This window comes from Vibrio sp. M260112 (assembly GCF_036533775.1).
GTDB lineage: Bacteria > Pseudomonadota > Gammaproteobacteria > Enterobacterales > Vibrionaceae > Vibrio.
The window spans coordinates 1-22,839 of sequence record NZ_JATABH010000049.1 but is presented as its reverse complement, the minus strand read 5'-3'; the positions used below and the strand labels follow the sequence as shown (position 1 = coordinate 22,839).

Sequence of the window (22,839 nt, the reverse complement as noted above, 5' to 3'; positions counted from 1 at the left end):
CAGTATTGGGGGCATAACGATTGGCGAGTGTTAGGGCTGTAGTTAATTGCAAAATAAAAGGCTCAAAGTTATAGAAACTTAGAGCCTTTATAAGCTATCTGCAGGATCGTTCAACCGATCATTTATCTCTTAACTGATCGGCATTAGCCCTAGTGGCTGGTTTTTTATTTGTCGGTATTTTGCTCTACCACATCAAATCATCTGGCACGACAAAATCAGCGTATGGATCATCTTCTGCTGGAAGGTCTTCAGCTGGCGCATTCTGCTCAATGATCGCACTCTCATCACGCAATGCAATTTTCTTGGCGACACTGCTAGGAATCACAACGTAAGACTCTTCACTACGCGCAATAGACAAGATCCCTTTTGCCAGTTGATCACGAACTAAAGACTCAACATAAACAGATTTTACTAACGTGCCATCGGTAAAGTTGTACTTGATGTCACCGTCTTTAAGATCGATTTTATTCATCTCGATCAGCTGTTTAATTTGCGCCTGAATTTCTTTGCTCAAGCGTTGCTCTTTCTGTTCATTGCTCAGCGCTTTATCACGTTCTTGTTGCTGACGTTTATTCTCTTCAACCGCAGCTTTGACTTCACGTGCTTGAACACGCGATTTTTTAGAACCTTTCTTCGCTTTTTTAAGCTTTTTCTCGTTCACCAAGCCCGCTTTTAGCATTTGCTCTTGGAGTGTTAATTTTGCCATGTTTCATCCAACACTATTCAATTTGTGCCCATTTTAGCGGTTCAACCTAGCCAAATAAAGGTTAGTCTTGTGATTGAATTTCACTAAGTCCAGATAAAGGCTCTAATATAACTCACAGAGTTCATATCCAATCGTGGCGACAAAATTGTTTTGTTAGACTCAAGCTAATATTTATCCGTTAATGCGCTCGACACGACGGCTTTTAACCCTATCCAGCCCCGTATCAGGTATGATTTCAGGCCATTCTGAATCATGTTTTTTTATCTCTGTCTTTGTGAGATTTGATGTGGAAAACATTTCCAAACTTGACCGTGTTCGCGCTGATTACAATGTTCACTACTGGAGCCAAGGCTTCTATGGTATCGACAATCAGGGTGAGGTGTATGTATCACCTCGCAGCGATAACGCGCACCAAATTCCATTGAGTAACATCGTTTCGCAGCTAGAGCAAAAGCAACTCAACCTGCCAGTACTAGTTCGATTCCCACAGATTTTGCACCAACGCGTGCATGGTATTTGCCAAGCGTTCAACCAAGCGATTGAAGAAAACCAATACCAAAATAACTATTTGTTGGTTTATCCAATTAAGGTTAACCAGCAAAAAGAAGTTGTTGACGAAATCCTGGAAAGTCAGGCTCAGTTGGAAACAAAACAACTTGGTCTTGAAGCTGGCAGTAAGCCTGAATTGCTCGCTGTACTCGCACTGGCGCAAAAAGCCAGCTCAGTGATCGTATGTAACGGTTACAAAGACAGAGAGTACATCCGCCTTGCCCTGATCGGCGAGAAACTGGGTCACAAAGTATTTATCGTACTAGAGAAGCTTTCTGAGCTTGATTTGGTACTAAAAGAAGCTGAAAGTTTAGGCGTTAAACCGCGCCTAGGTCTCCGCATCCGACTCGCTTCACAAGGAGCGGGCAAATGGCAATCAAGCGGTGGCGAAAAATCGAAGTTCGGCTTAGCCGCTTCTCAAGTATTGACCGTTATCGAACGCCTAAAACAGGAAGATCAGCTAGATGCAATGCAACTGGTACACTTCCACCTTGGCTCGCAAATGGCTAACATTCGCGATATCCGCAATGGCGTTAATGAGTCTGCTCGCTTTTACTGCGAACTGCGTGCTATGGGGGCTAGCATCAAATACTTCGACATTGGTGGTGGTCTAGCGATTGATTACGATGGCACTCGCAGCCAATCGTCAAACTCGATGAACTACGGTCTGATCGAGTATGCTCGCAACATCGTGAGCACTGTGGGCGACGTATGTCAGCAGTATGAACAGCCAGTTCCTGTTATTATTTCAGAGTCAGGTCGTTCTTTAACTGCTCATCATGCGGTATTGATCACGAACGTTATTGGTACGGAAGCGTATCATCCAGAGCATGTGGTTGCACCCGATGCAGAAGACCCAACTTTGCTACAAAATATGTGGCGTAGCTGGGAAAACCTCCAAGATGGCAGCGATGCACGAGCTCTGATCGAGATCTATAACGATACTCAAAGTGACTTAGCAGAAGTGCATTCTCAGTTTGCGACTGGTGTACTGAATCTTCAGCAACGTGCATGGGCAGAGCAGCTTTCGCTTCGAATTTACTTCGAACTAAGCCGCCAAATGAGCAATAAAAACCGCTTCCATCGCCCAATTCTGGACGAGCTGAACGAACGACTAGCGGATAAGTTCTTTGTCAACTTCTCGCTGTTCCAGTCTCTACCGGATGCTTGGGGTATCGATCAAGTCTTCCCTATTCTGCCTCTATCAGGTTTGGAAAATGTGGAAGACCGTCGCGCGGTCATGTTGGACATCACCTGTGACTCAGATGGTGCAATTGAACAGTACGTTGAAGGTCAAGGCATCGAAACTACCTTGCCAGTGCCCGCTTGGAACAAAGACAAACCATACTTAATGGGCTTTTTCCTCGTTGGCGCGTACCAAGAGATCCTTGGTGATATGCACAACCTATTTGGTGATACTCACAGCGCGGTTGTCACGGTTGACGACACGGGCAACACGGTCATTGAGCGTATAGACGTGGGTGATACCGTTGAGGACATGATGCGTTACGTTCATATCGACGTCGATAAGATTCGTCACCACTATCGTGAACTGGTTGCCGAGCGCGTAGAAGCGAGCGAGCAGAAAACCGTTCTAGAAGAATTAGAAGGTGGCCTAGCGGGTTACACCTATTTAGAGGATTTTTAAATGAATGATTTGTTCACTAAGACTGATTATTCACTCTACTCAAACTCGATGAGTTTTATGCGCAAGCCGTACCTGCGCAACCCTGTTTCAGCCGACGCCGATTTGGTGGTATTCGGTGTGCCGCTAGATATGGCGACATCAGGTAGACCAGGTGCACGTATGGGGCCGGATGCGATTCGTCGCGCGTCAGTCAATCTGGCTTGGGAAGGCAAAAAGTTCCCATGGAACTTCAACGTCTTCGACCGTGCGAAAGTTATCGATGCGGGCGACTTAGTGTTTGATTGTGGCGATGCTGAAGACTTCACTTACCGTTTAGAAGCGGCAACCAGTGAAATCCTAAAAAGCGGCAAGACCATGTTAGCTTTGGGTGGCGATCACTTCATCACTTTGCCGATTTTACGCGCTTACGCGAAACATCACGGAGAGATGGCTCTGATCCACTTTGACGCACATACCGATACTTATGCTAACGGCAGCAGCTATGATCACGGCACCATGTTCTATCATGCGCCAAACGAAGGGCTGATTTCACCGAAGCATTCGGTTCAGATCGGTATCCGTACTGAATACAAACAAGATGGTCACGGCTTCAACGTTATCAATGCGATGGAAGCGAACGATCTGAGCGCAGAGGAGATCGTAGCACGTGTTCGTGACATCATTGGTGACAAGCCAGTATATGTAACGTTTGATATCGACTGTCTCGATCCAGCCTTCGCTCCAGGTACAGGAACACCCGTTTGTGGCGGTCTGAACTCAGATAAAGTGTTGAAGATTCTACGTGGTTTAGCTGGCATCAACGTTGTTGGCATGGACGTAGTGGAAGTCTCTCCACCTTATGACCAGAGTGACCTTACAGCGCTTGCAGGAGCAACCATTGCTCTTGAACTGATGTACGTATGGGCTTCTAATCGCGAAAGCGAATAATCTTAAAGCTCATCCATTTATCGACCAAATGCCAGCATTTTTGCTGGCATTTGTTCTATCTGTGCCGCTAGATTTATGCTCTGAAGTGTTGGGGAGTTGTTCCTGTCCAGCGTTTAAATGCTCGACGAAAATTAGCACTATCACTGTAGCCAAGGCGAAACGCAATCTCTTCTACCGTTAAACGCGTCCCAACCAAATACTCTTTAGCCAGATCGGCACGCACTTCATTCAAAAGCTGCTGATAACTCGTGCAGCACTGTTCCAATTGCCGCCTCAACGTTCTCTCAGAACATCCGAACTGAACCGCAAGCCGCTCGGCATCAAACCGCAGTACTAACTCATCCTGATTGAACTTCACCTGACAAGCAAAGCGCTGCTGATACTGGCGGTGATATTCAGGAGCAGCGTAAGGGAGGTGAATCGCTGTCACATTAAGCTCGCGTCCCGTTAGCCCCAAGAACAGAAAGGCTATAGAGCTAAGGAAGTACTCACTACAAAATGGCAGCATGTCTGCGACATCAAGGACATTTTCAAGCCGAATGGCGGCAATCTCTTTTTCCACTTCAACCGTCACCGAAAATACCGGCCCATTAAGGTCAAGATATTTAAAGCCCGTATTGATCGCATCGCGGGTATGTGGCTGTTTTGGGTTCCCCTAGTCATCATCGTGTTCACCACGGTCTTAATCCTCAATACATAGATAAAAACTATGCTGGCGTCTTGATTATCTGGGACAAACTGTTCGCCACCTTTGAACCAGAAGTCGAGACTGTACGCGACGGATTAACAAAACCCGTCGAGAGCTTTAACCCTTTAGTAGTCACCTTTAAATCGTGGCAAGAGATGTTGAAAGAGGTCAGTCATCGGGGGCTATCACTTAGACAGCGCCTAAAGTTAGTGCTCTCTCCACCTGATGATTAAAAAAAGACCCGCGATTGCGGGTCTTCTATTTTATGCGATTTCGAGAATGATCTTCTCGAGTTTATCCAAGCCTTCTTCAAGAACTTCTGGCTCAATTGTCAATGGTGGTAGCAGACGAATAACGTTGGCTTTAACACCACATGACAACAGAATTAAACCATTTTCCTGTGCCTTGCTGATCACCGCTTTGGTCATATCCTGAAGAGGCTGACCTGTTTGAGGATCAGTAAATTCGATGGCCATCATCGCACCGTAGGTACGCACTTCGCCAATCGCAGGGACAGACTGTTGCAGTTTCATCATACGAGCATTAACCACTTCACCAATACCTTGGGCTTTAGCGCATAAATCGAGCTCTTCGATAATTTTGAGCACTTCCAGACCAGCGGCACAGCCAAGAGGCGAACCCGCGTAGGTGCCACCTAAACCACCCGGTAGTGCCGAGTCCATAACATCACTCTTACCGACAACGGCTGAGATTGGGTAACCACCCGCGATTCCTTTCGCCATCGTCATCATGTCAGGCTCAATGTCGAGATACTCAGTGGCAAACATTTTGCCGGTACGCGCAAAGCCGGTTTGGATCTCATCGGCAATCAACATGATGCCATGCTTATCACACACTTGACGCAGCCCTTGAGCGAACTCTTTCGGTGCCTTGTAGAAACCACCTTCACCTTGCACTGGTTCGAAAATGATCGCAGCAACGCGTGATGGTTCGATATCACAAGCAAACAGATCTTCTATCGCTTGTAGACTCTGCTGGACGCTAATGCCGTGGAAAGCATTCGGATATGGCGCATGGAAAATCTCATTTGGGAACGGCCCAAAACCCGCCTTGTATGGCGCCACTTTACCCGTCAGTCCCATGGTCATGTTAGTACGACCGTGGAACCCCCCTTTAAATGCAATCACACCACTACGACCGGTATGAGCTCGTGCGATTTTTACTGCGTTCTCTACCGCTTCCGCACCCGTGGTGAGGAAAATCGCTTTTTTAGCCGATGGGCCCGGAGCAAGCTCTGTCAGCTTCTCTGCCAGTTCAACAAACGAGGCATACGGGGTGACCATGGCACAAGTATGGGAGAACTTGTCAATCTGAGCTTTTACCGCTTCACTGATACGCTTGTTAGCGTGACCTGTGTTGGTTACAGCGATTCCCGCCGCGAAGTCGATGTATTTATTGCCTTCAATATCCCACACGTGGGCATTATCGGCTTTCTCAACATAGAGTGGGTACATAGCGCCCATACCCTGAGCAATGACCTGACTTCTTCTTTGATGTAGTTGTTGGTTGTTCATTAATTTTTCCTTAAATTAGTTGCCGCCAAAGCAGAGATATTTCACGTCCATGTATTCATCGATACCCTGCTTAGCCCCTTCACGGCCAATGCCTGACTGTTTGACGCCGCCAAACGGTGCCACTTCCGTAGAGATAATACCTTCGTTAATTCCAACCATGCCGTACTGCAACGCTTCAGCAATTTTCCACACGCGGTGAATATTCTGGCTGTAAAAATAAGAAGCCAATCCATAGATGGTGTCATTGGCCATCTCAATCAGTTGCTCATCATTGTCAAAAGCAATCACGGGAGCGACTGGGCCAAAGATCTCTTCCGAAACGATCTTCATGTCATGGGTAACATTTTTCAGAATCACTGGCTGAATAAAGAGTCCATCAAGTTGCTTCAACTCACTGACAGGCTGCGCACCTTGTTCAATCGCACCATCAATCAAGCTTTGAATTCCCTGCTTAGCAGATTCGCTAATCACAGGACCAATGGTGACGCCCTGTTCAAGACCATTACCGACTTTGAGGTTTTGAACAGCAGCGTCAAACTTGGCAACAAACTCGTCATAAACCGTGCTGTGAACATAGAAGCGGTTGGCACAAACACAAGTCTGGCCAGCGTTACGGAACTTAGACGCCATTGCACCTGCTACCGCCGCATCGATATCCGCGTCATCAAAAACGATAAACGGCGCGTTGCCACCCAGTTCCATCGACGTGCGTTTAATGTCGTGCGCACTTTGCTGCATTAGAATGCTGCCCACTTTAGTAGAGCCTGTGAAAGACAGCTTACGAATCAGAGGATGAGAGGTAAAAATAGCACCAACCTGACGTGAATCTTCACCAAGCACCACCTGAAGTACATCACGTGGGATACCCGCCTGATACGCTAGCTCAACCACCGCAAACGCCGATAGCGGCGTAGACTCTGATGGCTTAACCACAAAGCTACAGCCCGCAGCCAATGCTGGGCCAGCCTTACGGGTAATCATCGCAATCGGGAAGTTCCACGGGGTAATCGCACAAGCCACACCAATCGGTTGTTTGATGGTTAGCAAACGCTTGTCGCCACTTGGCGCAGGAATCGTTTCACCGTATGTGCGTTTTGCTTCCTCAGCAAACCACTCAATAAAGCTCGCGCCATAAGCCACTTCACCTTCTGCCTCTGTAAGTGGTTTGCCTTGCTCTAACGTCATTAAACGGCCGAGGTCTTGTTTATTTTCCAATAGCAATTGATGCCAGCGCAATAACAAAGCACCGCGTGCTTTCGCAGACCTCGCCGCCCACTCTTTCTGCGCAACACTTGAACGTTCAATGCCATCTAAAATGGATTGCTGAGACGAAACAGGAGCAAAGCCAAGTCGTTCTCCGGTTGCAGGGTTGGTCACGGCAATGCCTTGCTCTTCACTCGGCACCATAAACGAAAGAAGACTTTGATTAATAATTTGTTGCATGGTGATTCCTTTTGAAAGCTAGTGTTCGCCACGCAATCAGTTCTAACGTGGCTTACGATTTATTTATGCTGGGATCTGCTGCGTTATACAGTGGATGTTCCCACCTCCTAACAGCACTTCTCTTGTCGGTATCCCAATGATTTGATGATCCGGCATTGCGCTCTGTAGCACAGAGATCGCCTCAGCATCGGTTCTATCATCAAGGAGAGGCAAAAATACATAGCCATTTACGATAAGAAAGTTTGCATAAGACGCACTTAAGCGTTCCCCTGCTTCTCGGCTCATTCCTTCGCTTACCTCAATACCTTGCGCTTCATTCTCACTGTAATGCAGTGGGCCAGGCAAAGGTAAACGCACAATTTCAATCTCACGACCTTGCGCATCGGTCTGTGATTTGAGCACCCGTTCCGCTTCGCGCGATAGATGATATTGAGGATCACTTGGGTCATCCGTCCAACTCAGCACCACTTTAGCGGGAGCAATAACGTGCATAAGATTATCAACATGGCCATCCGTCTCATCATTAAATAAGCCGTTAGGAAGCCAAATCACTTTCTCTATGCTGAGGTACTCCTTGAGTTGCTGCTCGATCTGCTGCTTGGTCAGCAAAGGGTTACGACCAGGACTAAGTAAACACTCTTCAGTGGTATACAAGGTGCCCTCACCATCGGTATGAATCGAACCGCCTTCAAGGACAAATGGCGCACGGTAGTGATCGATGCCGATTATGTCACACACCGAACTGGCGACGAGATCGTCTTGTTGCCAGTTGTCATATAAACCGTTGTACTCACCGCCCCAAGCATTAAACTGCCAGCTAATACCACGACGTTCACCACTCTCGTTTACCAAGACTGTCGGGCCAATATCACGCATCCAAGCATCGTTGAATGGGATTTCAACTAACCGAATTTCAGGCTGAAGTAAGTCACGAGCGTGATCAAACTGTTTGCTACTTACCGCAACACAGACTTTCGTCACTTCAGAAATCGCATTGGCGATACGAGCAAAAGTTAGCTGAGCGGGTAAGGCGTCATCACGCCAGTTGTCACGTCTTTCTGGCCATGCTAGCCAAACTTGGCTAACCGGCTGAAACTCAGCCGGAAAATAGAAGCCATCTTGTGCAGGCGTTGAAAATAACTGCATTCCAATGCCTCCTATACTGCAAGCTTGCCTACACTAGCGTAGAGATCTGGGCGACGGTCACGGAACAAGCCCCAAGAGTGACGAGCTTTCGCGGTCTGCTCCAAATCGATCTCAGCGTAAATGATTGCCTCACCTTCGCGCGGTGCTTCCGCAAGCTTGCCTCCAGTGTGGTCAGTAATGAACGAAGAGCCGTAGAAGGTCGTCTCAATGCCATCATCGACTTCCGTTCCTACTCGGTTGGAAGCAATCACTGGGACGAGATTCGCGGCAGAATGCCCCTGCATTGTGCGTTGCCAATGATCTCGTGAATCCAGTGTTGGATCCTGAGGCTCAGAGCCAATCGCCGTTGGATAAAAAATCGCTTCCGCGCCATGAAGAGCCAAACTGCGCGCAAGCTCTGGAAACCATTGATCCCAGCAAATACCCGCACCAAACTTACCAAACTTAGTCTGCCAAACCTTAAATCCGGTATCGCCAGGGCTGAAGTAGTACTTCTCGCTGTAACCTGGGCCATCAGGAATATGAGACTTACGGTAATTGTCCAGTACGGTTCCATCTGCATCGATCATTACCAGCGAGTTAAAGAAAGTGTTGCCTGCTTTCTCAAAGTAGCTAACTGGAATCACCACACCAAGTTCTTTGGCCAATTCGCTCATCTCTTTAATCAGATGACAGTGAGCGGTCTCTTGGGCCAACTCAAAGTACTTCGCTTCCTGCTTTTTGCAGAAATAAGGCGCTGCAAAAAGCTCTTGAGGCAAAATCACATTTGCGCCATTCGCCGCAGCTTCACGGATCGCGGCTTTAGCTTTGTTGAGGTTATCTTCCAGATCCCAGCTGATGGTTAGCTGTAGAGCGGCAAACTTCACGACTTTACTCATTGGATATTCCTTATCTTTTTGTTCCTAAATCGCCAATTTATCTCTCAGGTTGTAGTACGCCGCCCCCATAGCCGTAAACGGGATCTGGAAGTGACGACCACCTGGGAAAGCGTAGTGTCTAAGGGCAGCAAATGCGTCAAAACGCTCTGCATGTCCTGTTAATGCTTCTGCTAGTAGCTTGCCAGCCAAATGGGTACAAGTAACCCCATGGCCGCTGTAGCCTTGCAGGTAGTAGATGTTGTCAGCAAACGCGCCAAACTGAGGCATACGTGAATAGGTCAACAAGAAGTTCCCTGTCCATCTGTAGTCAATTTTGATGCCCTTAAGCTGAGGAAAGACGGTTTCCATCTTAGGTCTAATAATGGCTTCGATATTTTCTGGATCGCGCGCACCGTATACCACACCACCACCAAACAGCAGGCGTTTATCCGCACTGAGACGGAAGTAGTCCAGTAGGTAGTTACAATCTTCCACGCAATAATCGGTTGGCAAGATCTGTTTAAGTAACTCTTCAGACAATGGCTCTGTTGCCACAACCTGAGTACCACATGGAATCGCTTTATTACTGATGTTCGGCGCTAGCCCACCTAAGTAAGCATTGCCAGCGAGCACTAAGTATTTGGCTTTCACGCTACCATGCGCTGTTTTAGCAACTGGATTAGCGCCTTTTTCAATCGCAGTTACTGCCGACTGTTCAAAGATTTGCCCACCAAGAGAGACGAATGCTGCCGCTTCACCCAACGCAAGTTTAAGTGGATGAATATGTCCGCCACGCATATCAAGCAGACCACCAGAGTAGACTTTGGTACCGACCGCTTGCTCAATTTCGTTAGCATCAAGCAAAGTAAGCTGATCATTGCCATAGCGTTCCCAGTTTTTCTTATGCTCTTCCAGCCCTTTAAGCTGCTTTTTATTTAGCGAGGTAAACAGCCCACCCTGTTTATGGTCACAATCAATATTGTATTTATCAATCAGGCCACGAATGATATCGCCACCTTCAAAAATCATTTCACAAAGCGCTTTTGCTTGAGTGTGGTCGTAACGGCTTTCTAGTACATCAACATCTCGGCTGTAGCTATTGACGATTTGTCCACCGTTACGACCCGTTGCTCCAAAACCGACTTTTGCGCTCTCCAGCACCACCACTTTGAAACCTTTTTCGGCCAAGTGCAGGGCAGAAGAGAGTCCTGAGAATCCTGCACCTACGACACAAACATCACACTCAATGTGGTCTTGCAGTTGCGGGTAGTCAGGCATATTGGGTACAGAATGGGCGTAGAACGAATCCGTATGCTTGTTCATAGAGATATTCCTTTATTAATCTTCAGCAGGCTTAAGGGTGTAGACGAATCCAAGTCGTCTTAGTTTCAGTGAATTTCTCGATGGCATGCAGCGATTTGTCGCGGCCATTACCACTCATCTTGAATCCACCAAACGGGACAGTCATGTCCCCTTCGTTGTAGTTATTGACCCAGACAGAGCCCGCCTGTAGCTGTTTCGCTACACGGTGAACACGGTTGATGTTGCTACTCCAAAGTGCTGCACCAAGGCCATATTGTGAGTCATTGGCAATCTCGATAGCTTGCGCTTCATCCTTAAATGGAATCACGCACAATACCGGACCAAAGATCTCTTCCTGAGCCACTTTCATTTTGTTATCGACGTTGTCAAGAATGGTTGGTTCGACGAAAGCGCCTTGACCCTGAACGTCGCCACCACAGCGAAGCGTCGCGCCTTCAGACTGACCAAGAAGGATGTACTCAAGCACCTTGGCTTTGTGCTCCTTGTCAATCAGTGCCCCCATTGATGAGGAGGTGTCTAGAGGATCTTTAGGCATAAATGCCTGTGCCGCTGAAATCACTTTATCGACAAAGCGATCCTTAATGCTCTCATGCACCAACAGACGCGTCGCAGCGACACATACTTCACCTTGGTTATAGAAACATCCCGCCGCAGTTTCAGCTGCTGCGCGGTCTAAATCGTCACAATCTTCAAAGACGATGTTGGCGTTCTTACCACCCGCTTCAGCGAATACTCGCTTCAGGTTTGTTTCACCTGAACTGATCATTAGCTGACCCGCGATTCGGGTTGAACCAGTAAACGCGATGCAATCAACATCATGATGTTTAGCCAAAGCGTCACCAGCTTCATGTCCAAAACCGGTGACGACTTGGAAAACACCTTTTGGTAGACCTGCCTGCTCGGCAAGTTGACCTAAGTAGATAGCCGTTAGAGATGATTTTTCAGACGGTTTAAGGATGACACTGTTGCCCGCCGCAAGCGCGGGTCCAAGTTTCCAGCACGCAATCCACAAAGGGAAGTTCCAAGGAACGACTGCGGCAACAACGCCTATAGGTTGATGAGAAATAAAGGCATGAACATTTTTTTCTGTTGGTGCGACTTCCCCATAAACTTTATCAATTGCTTCTGCATACCAGCGCAATGAATTGGCTGCGCCAGGTACGTCCGTTGATACACTATGAGAAATAGGTTTGCCGGTGTCTAAGGTTTCAAGCAGGGCTAATTGCTCACAATGCTGCTCGATGAGATCGGCAAATTTATACAGAACTGCCTTACGCTTGGCAGGAGCACTGTTGCTCCAATCGCCAGCTTTAAAAGCATCTCGGGCATACTTAACCGCAAGATCGACATCTTCACTTTGACAACGAGCGATATCAGTCAGTTTTTCATCCGTTGCTGGATTGAATACGCCTAACGTTTGACCACTTTGCGCTTCACAATACTCGCCATTCAGGTAAGCTCGGCTCTCAATGACGAGATTGTTTTTGAGTTCAATCCATTGCTCTTGGGTTTTCATACGCCCTCCTTGTTTATCACAACAAGGCAAGGCCCACTTAGAATGTGGTCGGCGTATGCGCGCTTATCATTCGACAAGCCTTGTCTGTGTGATTAGTAAACTTATGCGGTTTCATCGTATCAATAACGTACGATTCGCCCTGCTTGATAAGATAAGACTTTCCTCGGTACTCAAGAGTAATTTCCCCCTCAAGGACCGTACCTATCTCTTCACCTTCGTGTCTGATTTCTCGCGCACCCGTGGTACCGTGCGGAGCATATTCTTCAATCAGGAATCCGATTACCTGATCTTTGCTGCCGTTGGTGACAAGTTTCATCGAAACCGATTCGCTGCCCATTTCAACCAGCTCATCCTGTGTCACGACAACCTTCGTTTCATCACTTTGATCATTTTCAACAATGAAAAACTCAGAAAGTGATAAAGAAAAAACATTAACTATTTTCTGTAACGAACTCACTGACGGACTGACTTTGCCATTCTCAATTGAAGAAATCGCACTGTGTGTAATGCCCGCTCGCTCAGCGAGTTCGCGTTGTGACAATCCATTTTGTTTTCTTAACTGAACAATATTTTTACCAATCTCTTGATTGTCCATTCATTCTGCTCCTGATTTATACAGAGGCAGCCATCATAAATTCTTTGAATAAAATTTGAGAGAAATGATTGGTTTTTGCTTGCCATTCTGGGTGCCACTGCACGCCAACGAAAAATTTTTGGCCTGGCAGGCTAAAGGCTTCGATTAGACCGTCAGGGGCCTTAGCCTCTATTTGTAACTGTGGTGCGAGTTGGTCGACCCCTTGATTATGTAGGGTGTTTACTTCGAACAAACTGGTGTTCTGCCACTGGTTTTCCGTTAACCACTGCTCAAACAAGCTCTCTTTCTGAACGAGCACAGCATGGGCTGGTGCATATTTTTGTTCAAAATCTTCAACCGGTTTCTCTCTATGGTCACTAAAACCAGAGTCGTGAACGGCTGGATTCAACGAACCACCTAGCGCCACATTCATCTCTTGGAACCCTCGACAGATCCCCAAACAAGGAATGTCTTTATCAACTGCGTGTCGAATAAGAGAGAATGCCAGCTCATCGCGCTTCTCATCTTTGTTTGCTTCTTCATGCGTTGCGTTATAGCGATGCGGAGCAACGTTCGAATGACTTCCCGGAAACAAAAATCCATCACACAATTCGAGAAGGGTTTGCATGTCTTCTTCTGGTAAGTCCGGAGCCAAAATCAGAGGTAGACCGCCAAAATCCTTTACTGCACGAAGATAAAAGTCATTAACTGACTGAATCTTGTAACCACCTAGCTCTTTCGCGCAGCTGACGACACCAATGACGGGTTTGCTTGTTTTAGCCATGATGCTTCCGTGTTCAATTTATTTAACATTCACATTACAAATCATGTACAAAATTATCAACAGCAATGTTCGATATTCTGACCAAATCGTGACTAACCCCTCCTTTTTGGTCAAAAAAGAGCCATTTTCTGCTCAATATATTGAGCAAAACACCATCACCTGTTACAAAATAGTTAACAAAACAAACCAACAATGAACTCTCCGCTTTCATGCAAACGAAGTTAAATCATTGTATATAAAGAAAATAATTGTCATTACTTAGACTTTGGTCTAAATGATGTAACTTAATTGTTAAATCAATTATTTTTAGCTCGCCGCTCGTCAGGCTACTTGGAGAACTAAAAATGGAATCGTATTTACAGGAAGTTAAAAATTTTAGACAGCAATGGCCAGAAATAGAGTTTGTCGACCTGATCTTCACTGACATAAACGCCACTCCACGTGGTAAACGCATCCCAGTGAGTGGACTCGACAAACTACATAAAGGGGTCGCTCTCCCTTTATCTACCATTACCTTGGATACCAAAGGAAATGTAGTGGAGTCTGCTGGGCTTGGCGAAGATTTGGGCGAACCAGACAATATGTGCTTCCCTATCGCCGATACACTCATGCCAACGGCAAAACCTCAAGTGGGTCAATTGCTGTTGAGCATGATGGATGAAACGGGAGTAAACCCAAACTCTCTATTTATTCGCAATATTGTTGGCGACATGGTCGAAAAACTGCACCGAAAAAACCTTTATCCCTGCATTGCTCTAGAACTTGAGTTCTACCTAATTGATAAGAAGCGCGGTGAGAATGGGGAATTGCAAACCGCCATTAACCCGACCAAACACGTCCGTGAAAAAGATACTGAAGTTTATGACCTGGGTGGTCTTGATGATTATGCAGACTTCCTGTCCGATCTAAGTAAAGTGGCTCAAGAGCAAGGGCTGAACACATCGGGTGCTTTATCTGAATCTGCACCAGGGCAATTTGAAATCAACTTCAACCATTCAAAAGATGTGTTGCGAGTTTGTGATGAAATCATCATCGCAAAACGCGTCATCCGTCAGGTTGCCAACCAACATGGTTTTGATGCCACTTTTATGGCCAAACCTTTTGCAGAGCAAGCTGGTAATGGCATGCATATCCACATCAGCCTTGTCGACGAAGAAGGTAACAACCACTTTAGCTTAGCTGATGGAAGTGAGAGCCCGCTGTTTTATCAGACTATCGCGGCAATGCTAGCGCAAACATCCGATTCAATGGCGTTAATCTGCCCTAATATCAACTCTTTCCGTCGCTTTGTGCCTGGTGCTTATGTGCCTACCCAAGCTGACTGGGGAGTAAACCACCGTGGTGTCGCATTACGCGTACCAATTAGCGACAGCAAGAACCGTCGTATTGAGCACCGTATTGCAGGCGCAGATGTGAACCCATACATTCTCGCAGCTGTCGTGCTCTCCGCGGTGCTGGCCAGCGAAAACTATACCAAAGAACAATGCCCTCCTTCTCTTAGTGATAATGCTGTTGACTTACCTGTGCGAATGTCTGAAGCTCTGGATCAATTGGAACACAGCGAGTTGGCTCAATACATCTCGAGAGAATTCATCGATTTATTCCTAGCCTGTAAACGGAGTGAACTCGCGGAATTTGAGCGAGCCGTTACTCCCCTAGAAATCGATTGGATGTTGCACTCAGCTTAACAAAGGACTGACAAGCTATGACGACTCAAACAAAGGTGCTGGATGCACCATTTAAAATCAATACCCAACATATTGTGGTCACCTTACTGGTGATAGCGACCTTTATCTTCTTTACTTCTATTGGCCTTAGCCATGAAGAAGGTCAAGCTTATGGCTGGATGAGCCTGCTCCCAACAGCGTTAGTACTCGTCTTTGCTCTCACGACTCACCGTACAGTAGAAGCGCTATTTAGCGGTGCGATTGCTGGGGTTTTACTGCTAAATCCGGCACAAGCAGTTGAGCAGATAGTTGATATCTCAATGACGGTTATGATGGATGAAACCATCGCTTGGATCATTCTGGTCTGTGGCTTGATGGGCGGTCTGATCGCTATCCTTGAAAAAGGCGGCAGCATACTCAGTTTCTCAGATATGCTGGTGACCAAAGTGAAGAGCCGTCGCCAGTCGATGCTGATGACATTCGTACTGGGTATCGTGATCTTCATTGACGACTACTTGAACGCCATTGCAATCTCATCCTCAATGAAGAAGGTGACGGATGGCTACCAGATTTCACGTGAAAAGCTCTCTTATCTGGTTGACTCAACCGCAGCACCAATTTGTATTTTGGTACCGATTTCTACGTGGGCAATATTCTTTAGCTCACTTCTGGAAGCAAACAATGTGGCCGAATCTGGCGAAGGTATCAAGACCTACATTGAAGCCATCCCATACATGGCATACGGTTGGGTGACGCTAGCGATTGTTCTGCTGGTTGCACTCGAAAAGATCCCAGATCTTGGTGCGATGAAAAAAGCCGAGCAACGTGCTAAAAACGGACAAGTTCGCCCAGACGGCGCTGCTGACATCGATTTTGGTTCAGATATTTCAGCACACACCAGTCCAACTATGGGTCTTATCAACTTCCTACTTCCAATGGTCGTGCTTGTTGCGGCAAGTTGGTACTACGGTATCGATCTATTAGCAGGCGTCTTCGTTGCAATCATCTTTACGGTTTGTTTCTATGGGGTACAACGACTGATCTCAATGAACGACATGTTTGAGGCAATTTACGACGGTATCAAGGTCATGCTGTTACCTCTAGCAACCGTTATTGGTGGCTTCATGCTCAAAAACGTCAACGATTCACTGGGTGTGACTCAGTATGTTATCGAGACGGTTAGCCCTTACTTATCTGCATCCTACTTCCCTGCCATCATCTTTATGATCACTGGGGGCCTTGTGTTTGCGACTGCATCATCTTGGGGTACGTTTGCTGTAGCAATGCCGATTGTTCTTCCGCTAGGTGAACAACTTGGCGTGCCTCTACACCTAACTGTTGCAGCACTACTCTCTGCCTCAGCGGCAGGCAGCCACTCCTGTTTCTTCAGTGATTCAACTGTACTCTCTGCTCAAGGTTCTGGATGTACTTCGATGCAACATGCTACCACGCAGTTCCCGTATGCATTGATTGGTATTGTCGCTACATTCCTGTTCTTCCTATTCATCGGCTAACCACTCGTTTCACCGATGCAATCAGCCCCGCTTACGATAGCGGGGCTTTTAACGTTAAGAGCATCATAAATACCCCATAACATCTCGCAACAAACAAATTCAGGCAAAATATGCATGCTGTTTTATAATATAAGTTCATGGCTAGGTGTATTACGGGTAGTTAAGATGAGAATCACAGACAAATCCCTCGTTGAACAACAAAAAATATCAGAAACCGAGTTAACACAAAGACTGCATCTTTTTAGGCTTACGACGAGTGACATCAACGAATTAAGGACGATGAAAGGGGTCATCTCTCGTCATTTAGATGCCATTGTTGATGACTTCTATACCCATCAAACTCGCAGCCCTGATGTCGAAACGTTAATTGGTGATGCCGGTACATTACAGCGCTTAATGTCTGCACTAAGGCAATACATTACCGATCTGTTCAGTAAAGATATCAATTTGGATTATGTCGAACATCGACTTCGTATCGGTCTAGTCCACAAACGCATCGGTGTAGACCCGAAAATGTATCTCTCTTCGGTGAACTACCTCAAAGCGAAGCTGATCTCTACGATTCATAATCATTTGGATGATCCTAATTATGCTCAGATGCTGAGTGACATTCTCGACCGATTGATTGACTTTGATGTTTCTTATGTATTTGATACTTACATAAAAAGCATGATGAACGAAATCGAGATTGAGAAGAACAAATCCTTTCAGTACGTCAATGAGCTCGAGTCTATTGTTCAAGAAAGAACGCGAAGCCTTGAAAAGATGGCACGTTTAGATCCACTGACCAATCTCTATAACAAGCGCGCTTTTGAAGAGTTTACCAGTAAGTTGTTTTCAGAAGCACAACAACAAAACGATCCCGTCGCCATCGTCTATATCGATGTCGACAACTTTAAACACTTCAATGACCAGTTTGGTCATGAAGAAGGTGACAGCGTGTTGATTGTTGTCTCTGATTGCCTCAGAGGCGCTTCTCGCAATGTTGACCTCTGCTTTAGAGTTGGTGGCGATGAGTTCGTTGTTGTCATGCCGAGTTGCACTAAAGAGTCCGCCGTCGAGAACTATATTCCACGCATGATGGAAAGCCTTGCCTCTCTGCGAGGAGATATATCGCTTAGCGTTGGTGTAGCACAGTCAGGTCCGAAAAATTACCTCTGCTGCCAGGATACTTTGGCACGAGCAGATAAAGATATGTACCTCAATAAGACTCGCAAATCGCCCAACAAAAATGAACAACCGCTAAAATGCGTAGCACTTAAAAAGTAACTGCATATCGCCCCTGCCGACTGTTGCTCACGATTCGGTAGGAATGAAATATAAAAAAACCTGCCGTACAGCAGGTTTTTAATCTTAACGGACTGGTTAAGCCCAGAAAGTCATCGCGATAAAGGTTAACGCAGCGATACAGGCGAAGTTGAGAATAAGTCCAACACGCATCATCTCGCTCTGCTTGATATGACCTGAACCAAACACGATCGCGTTAGGTGGCGTTGCCACTGGCAACATAAAGGCACAAGAAGCGGCTACGGCAATCAATACCGACAGAACCACAGGTGACATACCGAACGCTTCCGCCACGCTGGCAAAGACAGGGATCAGCAATGCTGCGCTGGCTGTGTTACTCGCGAACTCCGTCAAGAACACCACAAACACGGCAATCACAGCGATAATAAAGAACACGCCTAGGTGAGCAATCAGCTCGCTCAAACCATTAGCAAGGAAAACACTCGTACCTGTCGCTTTAAGAACATTACTTAGACAGATACCACCACCAAACAGCAGTAATACGCCCCAGTCAGCGGTTTTTTCAATGTCTTTCCAGTGCACCACACGTGCAAAGTTAACGGCAACAATCGCAGCTAGTGCAACGACAGTATCAAACTTCGCGTAGCCACCCAGCATGGCATTGATAGGCTTACTGAAAATCCACAAGCAGACGGTCGCGGCAAAGATGCTTAAAGTAACGATTTTGCCTTTATCCCAGTTGACTGGCTCGTTGTTCAACTCAAACTGACCACTCAAGTTTGGTTTTAGAACCGCAAACAGTACCGCGATAGAGATAGGCAGTAAGATCAAGGTCGTTGGAATACCAAAGCGCATCCAATCTGTGAATGTTAGACCTACTTCAGCCGCAGCAATTGCATTCGGTGGACTACCAACGATGGTCGCGATACCACCAATACTTGCGCTGTACGCGATGCCAAGCAACACAAATACGTAAGTCTTATGGCCGCTTTCTGAGTTCACCTTGCTCAAGACACCAAGCACAAGAGGCAGCATCATCGCCGTCGTTGCTGTGTTACTGATCCACATTGAAAGCGCCGCCGTTACACCAAATAGCATAAACACTGCAACGCTCATTTTGCCTTTGGCTAAAACAAGTACCTTATCAGCGATAACCTTATCTAACCCCTGTCGGTGCATAGCGGCAGCAAGAGCAAAGCCACCAAGAAACAGAAAAATGATGGAGTTAGCAAAGTTATTTAGAGCCGTTTGGGTATCAAAAACACCAAATAACACGGCCATGATCGGGACGAGTATGGCCGTTACAGTGACATGTAGGGCTTCTGTCAGCCAAAGAATGGCGACAAAAATTAACATACAGATACCCAATACCACTTTAGGATCAAATGGTAAGGTAAAGTATAGAGCCGCAAACAGTGCGATATCGGCTAAGACAATCATACTGTTGCGGTTAAACAACCATTCTCTGGTATTGGTGGGCAAAGGGACACTATCATTTCTATTCATTATTATATTTCCTTATGAGGGCCATGTGGCATAGCAAATGATCCCACACAACCTGCTTCGGAAATATTTTTCATTGCAAATCTGTTAACCATATCAACAACATGGAAATATTTGTTAACAACATGAATAGATTGGACATTTTCCCATCATAAAAACGTCTGTTTTGACACCAATTTATCAAAACTATCCATCACTTGTTGGCACTTCATCACTCGTCCATGTCCTTGATCCTGTGTTGTGACCAAGCTGACATTCGCCATTTCTTGCGCGGCTTTAACCGACTCAGAATACTTGGCAAACTTGTCCTTTTCATCATGAACAATAATAGTCTGTGCTGAGCGAGATTTAAGTTTACTGTATGGATCAATCGACTTGAGAGGATAGCGATATTGCTCTTCCACCTCGTTAACCACCGCATCAAATAGGCGCATCGAGTAGCCAGAACGCGCAATACTGCCAAACAAGTTATCCAGATAATCGAGCAAAGGAGCGATAAGCAGCAGTGGTTTATCCACTAACTTTTGATGATGGCATTCAAGCGCAGAAACCGTCCCCATACTATGTGCCACTAGCCCTGCAACATCATCAACACTATCCAGAATGGACTCTAAACCAAGAACAAAGGCTGGGATATGACCATAAGCACCTTCACTGCGGCCATGCCCTGGATGGTCATAAGCCAAAGCGGTGTAGCCCTGACTTGCGATGTGCTCCATCAGCGGGAAAAACTGATTAGCACTACCAGACCAACCGTGCGTCATCACCCAAACTGGGCCACTACCCAGTTGGTAAGTTTTCAGTAACCCTTCCTTCGATGCCACTTCACCAGTAACCAATCCACTTGGTAACTCATTTTTAGGCTTAGCTCGAGCAGGGGTGAGTAAAAGGTTACGCGCAGTTCTCTTTGCGTGTGTAGGTGCCAGAGTATGATGAAGGCGTGTGGTTAAGTTTACTAAGCTTTTCTTAACACTAAACTTTTTAGCGGTATTAAAGTAAATCTTCTCACTCATCTTGTAGTCCTTGTTATGCCAGTCTCTTACACCCCAAAAGCGAACGACCGTGCTATTTTAAGTTAAATAATAAGCTAAGTAGTCATCCACTTAGCTTAGTTTTACTTCCAGTCCGCCATCAGACGCTGAACGCCCAGCCAGAAGTGTTGTTGACTTGCCTGCTCACCGCGTATGGAGTAAAAAAGGTGCGCACTTAAATACAAACCATACAGCTCATAGATTGCTTGCTTTGGGTCTAAATCGTGGCGAAACTCACCATTTTCTACCCCTTTTGCTACCTGAATCGTTAAGTATTCAATCCATGTTGCAATGGTCTTTTTTAGCACCTGTTGAGTGGGTGACGCTTCGCTACCCGTTTCTTTCCATGCATCAAGAAACATACAGCTACCCTGAAAAGAGTGATTCCAACCTAGCCAGTTGTCGAGTAACTGAGTTAGTTTATCCTCGATGCTGATCGACGTCCTCTCCCGAGCAGGTGCAATAACACGCTGAGTAAAAATCAAATTGGCATGCTCCAACACCGCTATTTGCAGATTATCTTTGGAGTTAAAGTGGGCAAACAAGCCACTTTTCGACATCCCGCATTGCTTTGCTAGCTCCCCAATGGTGAGACTCTCAAGACCATTCTCACTCGCCAGTTCAAATGCCTTGCTTAAGATATTCTCTCGGGTAATTCTGCCTTTACTCATACCGCTCTCTCATTGCTATTAGTACTATTTTTAGCACACTCGTACTTTTTTGCAATGCTCGAAAAGGATTAAGTGAAAATTAATGTCGTGTAGAGGGTAGTTTCATTGGAACTATTTCCAGCGAGTACGAAGGGTAAAAGCGTTAGAAAACAGTCTTGGATAATAAAGGCGATCGGTTAAACAAATTCCGTTAATCGAAAAAGATACCAAATATCCCAAATTGATATTCTATCCCCATAACAATTCCCATAAAAAAAGCACTCAAAAAACCGAATCTCAAGCACTCTGCATTTAGCCGATATAGCCAATAAATGCTCCCGAGCTCTTTTTTTATACCACTGCGCCAGTATTGAATTTCATCTTTTGAATGACGGTGATACCAGCTAAATGCAACCTGACTAGAGCGGATCCATGCAAACGATGGAAAATGCGCCCATCCCTGTATTTTTTTAGGTGCATAAGTATCAAGCTTATCTATGAGGTAATCTCTTCTTTTCCTAAGAAGGTAAAGTGTTATGGGTAAAGTAATTAAGTTACCTATCCCCGATATAATCATTACAACCCCAGAGGACAAACCGACCATGCCAAAGGTAAACCAAATCCATGCAGGGTAACCATTCATCATTGTAATCTCTAAAGAAAGTCTACTGTTGAACTCACAAACTCAGCAGCATCATCATAAAAATCAAACACTAGATATTCCATACGTCGTTGGTACAAATCTAGTGCCCAGAAAGCCAATACCTTCCCCTATGAGTACATTAAGCCCAACTGACGCCGAGTTTTTCACACCTGCTCGCATACACGCTTCAGAAAATCCTTCGTCTTTGGCTCTAAAACTTCTCGCACAAGGAAAGATCAGAAACATAATCACGCATTAAATTCTTCTTGTACCCTGCCTTTTCAGGGCACTCAACCATATTATTGGGTTTTATCACTAGATAGAAATTAGCATAGTTAACACCAGTTCCTATTAATGCACCAATAAACATTGGAATATAGAACCATCGAATAGACCCTTTCCTTTCCCCTCGAATCAATTGCAATGGAAGCAAAATAAAAACTATAGCGCTCACGAGAACAAAAAAACCAAACAATGCCATAAATGGGAATGGCACATAAGAAAAGGGAACACTCTCTATTTGTTCAATCGAAACAAATAAAGGGGTTACAGATAAATATGCCACATATCCCAACACAGCTATGATAGCTATCAAAAATACGCTAATTAAAACTCTCAATAGCACCCTCTACAATTTTATTTTGAAAATCAGTAGTTTTATCTATAGTCCAAACAGCAAAACTAGATCCGACAATTATGATAGTTCCAGCCAAAAATGTAACAGGAATAGAGGCTACAGCTAAATAGCTGATCCTAATTATGCTTCACTTTTTGTACTCCATGACCACCGCTGGGAAACGATGAAATGTTATCCATAAAGTTTCGAACCCGTTTTAATAGTTGCCACATTGCTTTGCATTGATGATTCCGAGTTACTGTTTCATGTA

The 22,839-nt window shown here is 45.7% G+C and carries 20 protein-coding genes and 2 pseudogenes; 6 read left to right on the top strand and 16 right to left on the bottom strand.

Going from position 1 to position 22,839, the window contains the following annotated elements:
- Positions 1 to 184: 184 nt before the first annotated feature.
- Entirely contained in the window at positions 185 to 706 is a 522-nt protein-coding gene (locus tag QTN95_RS16775) for a DUF2058 domain-containing protein (RefSeq protein ID WP_138971152.1), read from the bottom strand.
- Between the two features lie 229 nt (positions 707 to 935).
- Between QTN95_RS16775 and speA the strand changes: the two genes are divergently transcribed.
- Together speA and speB are read left to right on the top strand one after the other, a co-directional pair.
- Positions 936 to 2,903: an arginine decarboxylase gene (gene speA / locus QTN95_RS16770; protein ID WP_331418257.1), complete on the top strand. Its 1,968-nt coding sequence runs from the start codon at positions 936 to 938 to the stop codon at positions 2,901 to 2,903.
- Positions 2,904 to 3,830 carry an agmatinase gene (gene speB / locus QTN95_RS16765; RefSeq protein ID WP_331418256.1) on the top strand — a complete coding sequence of 309 codons (927 nt, stop codon included), beginning with the start codon at positions 2,904 to 2,906 and terminating at the stop codon, positions 3,828 to 3,830.
- Positions 3,831 to 3,903: 73 nt separating this feature from the next.
- Here the strand turns inward: speB and QTN95_RS16760 are convergent, their stop codons facing one another.
- Positions 3,904 to 4,452: an AraC family transcriptional regulator gene (locus QTN95_RS16760; protein WP_331418259.1), complete on the bottom strand. Its 549-nt coding sequence runs from the start codon at positions 4,450 to 4,452 to the stop codon at positions 3,904 to 3,906.
- A gap of 20 nt (positions 4,453 to 4,472) precedes the next feature.
- Here QTN95_RS16760 and QTN95_RS16755 point away from each other — a divergent pair.
- A pseudogene (locus QTN95_RS16755) lies at positions 4,473 to 4,751 on the top strand (sterol desaturase family protein); the annotation flags it as partial.
- A 30-nt stretch (positions 4,752 to 4,781) separates the two neighbouring features.
- On the opposite strand, the gene gabT reads toward QTN95_RS16755, so the two are convergent.
- The 8 genes from gabT to QTN95_RS16715 all read right to left on the bottom strand — a co-directional run bounded on the left by gabT (position 4,782) and on the right by QTN95_RS16715 (position 13,696).
- A complete protein-coding gene (gene gabT, locus QTN95_RS16750; protein WP_331418255.1) occupies positions 4,782 to 6,053 on the bottom strand; it encodes a 4-aminobutyrate--2-oxoglutarate transaminase in 1,272 nt (423 codons plus the stop codon).
- 15 nt (positions 6,054 to 6,068) lie between these two features.
- The gene (locus QTN95_RS16745) at positions 6,069 to 7,496 is read right to left on the bottom strand and encodes an NAD-dependent succinate-semialdehyde dehydrogenase (protein ID WP_331418254.1); all 1,428 of its coding nucleotides are present in this window, start codon (positions 7,494 to 7,496) and stop codon (positions 6,069 to 6,071) included.
- A gap of 63 nt (positions 7,497 to 7,559) precedes the next feature.
- The gene (gene aguA / locus QTN95_RS16740; protein ID WP_138971143.1) at positions 7,560 to 8,642 is read right to left on the bottom strand and encodes an agmatine deiminase; all 1,083 of its coding nucleotides are present in this window, start codon (positions 8,640 to 8,642) and stop codon (positions 7,560 to 7,562) included.
- Between the two features lie 11 nt (positions 8,643 to 8,653).
- Positions 8,654 to 9,520 carry an N-carbamoylputrescine amidase gene (gene aguB, locus QTN95_RS16735; RefSeq protein WP_138971142.1) on the bottom strand — a complete coding sequence of 289 codons (867 nt, stop codon included), beginning with the start codon at positions 9,518 to 9,520 and terminating at the stop codon, positions 8,654 to 8,656.
- 24 nt (positions 9,521 to 9,544) lie between these two features.
- The gene (locus tag QTN95_RS16730) at positions 9,545 to 10,822 is read right to left on the bottom strand and encodes an NAD(P)/FAD-dependent oxidoreductase (RefSeq protein WP_269375245.1); all 1,278 of its coding nucleotides are present in this window, start codon (positions 10,820 to 10,822) and stop codon (positions 9,545 to 9,547) included.
- 31 nt (positions 10,823 to 10,853) lie between these two features.
- Positions 10,854 to 12,338 (bottom strand): aldehyde dehydrogenase, encoded by a 1,485-nt coding sequence (locus QTN95_RS16725; RefSeq protein ID WP_269375246.1) that lies wholly within the window; start codon positions 12,336 to 12,338, stop codon positions 10,854 to 10,856.
- A gap of 37 nt (positions 12,339 to 12,375) precedes the next feature.
- Positions 12,376 to 12,933, bottom strand: coding sequence for an HTH-type transcriptional regulator PuuR (gene puuR / locus QTN95_RS16720; RefSeq protein ID WP_138971139.1), 558 nt, complete (start codon positions 12,931 to 12,933; stop codon positions 12,376 to 12,378).
- A 16-nt stretch (positions 12,934 to 12,949) separates the two neighbouring features.
- Positions 12,950 to 13,696 carry a gamma-glutamyl-gamma-aminobutyrate hydrolase family protein gene (locus QTN95_RS16715; RefSeq protein WP_331418253.1) on the bottom strand — a complete coding sequence of 249 codons (747 nt, stop codon included), beginning with the start codon at positions 13,694 to 13,696 and terminating at the stop codon, positions 12,950 to 12,952.
- 344 nt (positions 13,697 to 14,040) lie between these two features.
- Between QTN95_RS16715 and QTN95_RS16710 the strand changes: the two genes are divergently transcribed.
- From QTN95_RS16710 to QTN95_RS16700, 3 genes are all read left to right on the top strand, one after another.
- Positions 14,041 to 15,384, top strand: coding sequence for a glutamine synthetase family protein (locus tag QTN95_RS16710; protein WP_331418252.1), 1,344 nt, complete (start codon positions 14,041 to 14,043; stop codon positions 15,382 to 15,384).
- Positions 15,385 to 15,401: 17 nt separating this feature from the next.
- Positions 15,402 to 16,877, top strand: a complete 1,476-nt coding sequence (locus QTN95_RS16705; RefSeq protein WP_331418251.1) for a Na+/H+ antiporter NhaC family protein — start codon at positions 15,402 to 15,404, stop codon at positions 16,875 to 16,877.
- A gap of 165 nt (positions 16,878 to 17,042) precedes the next feature.
- Entirely contained in the window at positions 17,043 to 18,146 is a 1,104-nt protein-coding gene (locus QTN95_RS16700) for a GGDEF domain-containing protein (RefSeq protein ID WP_331418250.1), read from the top strand.
- A gap of 96 nt (positions 18,147 to 18,242) precedes the next feature.
- Here the strand turns inward: QTN95_RS16700 and QTN95_RS16695 are convergent, their stop codons facing one another.
- From QTN95_RS16695 to QTN95_RS16670, 6 genes and pseudogenes are all read right to left on the bottom strand, one after another.
- Positions 18,243 to 19,631, bottom strand: a complete 1,389-nt coding sequence (locus QTN95_RS16695; protein ID WP_331418249.1) for an SLC13 family permease — start codon at positions 19,629 to 19,631, stop codon at positions 18,243 to 18,245.
- Positions 19,632 to 19,777: 146 nt separating this feature from the next.
- Positions 19,778 to 20,641 (bottom strand): alpha/beta hydrolase, encoded by an 864-nt coding sequence (locus QTN95_RS16690; RefSeq protein ID WP_331418248.1) that lies wholly within the window; start codon positions 20,639 to 20,641, stop codon positions 19,778 to 19,780.
- 101 nt (positions 20,642 to 20,742) lie between these two features.
- On the bottom strand, positions 20,743 to 21,330 hold the full coding sequence (locus QTN95_RS16685) for a TetR/AcrR family transcriptional regulator (RefSeq protein WP_138971131.1): 588 nt from the start codon (positions 21,328 to 21,330) through the stop codon (positions 20,743 to 20,745).
- 190 nt (positions 21,331 to 21,520) lie between these two features.
- Entirely contained in the window at positions 21,521 to 21,955 is a 435-nt protein-coding gene (locus tag QTN95_RS16680; RefSeq protein ID WP_331418247.1) for a hypothetical protein, read from the bottom strand.
- Positions 21,956 to 22,163: 208 nt separating this feature from the next.
- Positions 22,164 to 22,571: a hypothetical protein gene (locus tag QTN95_RS16675; RefSeq protein WP_331418246.1), complete on the bottom strand. Its 408-nt coding sequence runs from the start codon at positions 22,569 to 22,571 to the stop codon at positions 22,164 to 22,166.
- A gap of 134 nt (positions 22,572 to 22,705) precedes the next feature.
- Positions 22,706 to 22,839, bottom strand: a pseudogene (locus tag QTN95_RS16670) (IS630 family transposase); the annotation flags it as partial.

Excerpts from the sequence above, each read along its gene's own strand:
- QTN95_RS16775 (WP_138971152.1), bottom strand. The coding sequence starts at position 706 with ATGGCAAAATTAACACTCCAAGAGCAAATGCTAAAAGCGGGCTTGGTG.
- speA (WP_331418257.1), top strand. The coding sequence starts at position 936 with ATGATTTCAGGCCATTCTGAATCATGTTTTTTTATCTCTGTCTTTGTG.
- speB (WP_331418256.1), top strand. The coding sequence starts at position 2,904 with ATGAATGATTTGTTCACTAAGACTGATTATTCACTCTACTCAAACTCG.
- gabT (WP_331418255.1), bottom strand. The coding sequence starts at position 6,053 with ATGAACAACCAACAACTACATCAAAGAAGAAGTCAGGTCATTGCTCAG.
- QTN95_RS16745 (WP_331418254.1), bottom strand. The coding sequence starts at position 7,496 with ATGCAACAAATTATTAATCAAAGTCTTCTTTCGTTTATGGTGCCGAGT.
- aguA (WP_138971143.1), bottom strand. The coding sequence starts at position 8,642 with ATGCAGTTATTTTCAACGCCTGCACAAGATGGCTTCTATTTTCCGGCT.
- aguB (WP_138971142.1), bottom strand. The coding sequence starts at position 9,520 with ATGAGTAAAGTCGTGAAGTTTGCCGCTCTACAGCTAACCATCAGCTGG.
- QTN95_RS16730 (WP_269375245.1), bottom strand. The coding sequence starts at position 10,822 with ATGAACAAGCATACGGATTCGTTCTACGCCCATTCTGTACCCAATATG.
- QTN95_RS16725 (WP_269375246.1), bottom strand. The coding sequence starts at position 12,338 with ATGAAAACCCAAGAGCAATGGATTGAACTCAAAAACAATCTCGTCATT.
- puuR (WP_138971139.1), bottom strand. The coding sequence starts at position 12,933 with ATGGACAATCAAGAGATTGGTAAAAATATTGTTCAGTTAAGAAAACAA.
- QTN95_RS16715 (WP_331418253.1), bottom strand. The coding sequence starts at position 13,696 with ATGGCTAAAACAAGCAAACCCGTCATTGGTGTCGTCAGCTGCGCGAAA.
- QTN95_RS16710 (WP_331418252.1), top strand. The coding sequence starts at position 14,041 with ATGGAATCGTATTTACAGGAAGTTAAAAATTTTAGACAGCAATGGCCA.
- QTN95_RS16705 (WP_331418251.1), top strand. The coding sequence starts at position 15,402 with ATGACGACTCAAACAAAGGTGCTGGATGCACCATTTAAAATCAATACC.
- QTN95_RS16700 (WP_331418250.1), top strand. The coding sequence starts at position 17,043 with ATGAGAATCACAGACAAATCCCTCGTTGAACAACAAAAAATATCAGAA.
- QTN95_RS16695 (WP_331418249.1), bottom strand. The coding sequence starts at position 19,631 with ATGAATAGAAATGATAGTGTCCCTTTGCCCACCAATACCAGAGAATGG.
- QTN95_RS16690 (WP_331418248.1), bottom strand. The coding sequence starts at position 20,641 with ATGAGTGAGAAGATTTACTTTAATACCGCTAAAAAGTTTAGTGTTAAG.
- QTN95_RS16685 (WP_138971131.1), bottom strand. The coding sequence starts at position 21,330 with ATGAGTAAAGGCAGAATTACCCGAGAGAATATCTTAAGCAAGGCATTT.
- QTN95_RS16680 (WP_331418247.1), bottom strand. The coding sequence starts at position 21,955 with ATGATGAATGGTTACCCTGCATGGATTTGGTTTACCTTTGGCATGGTC.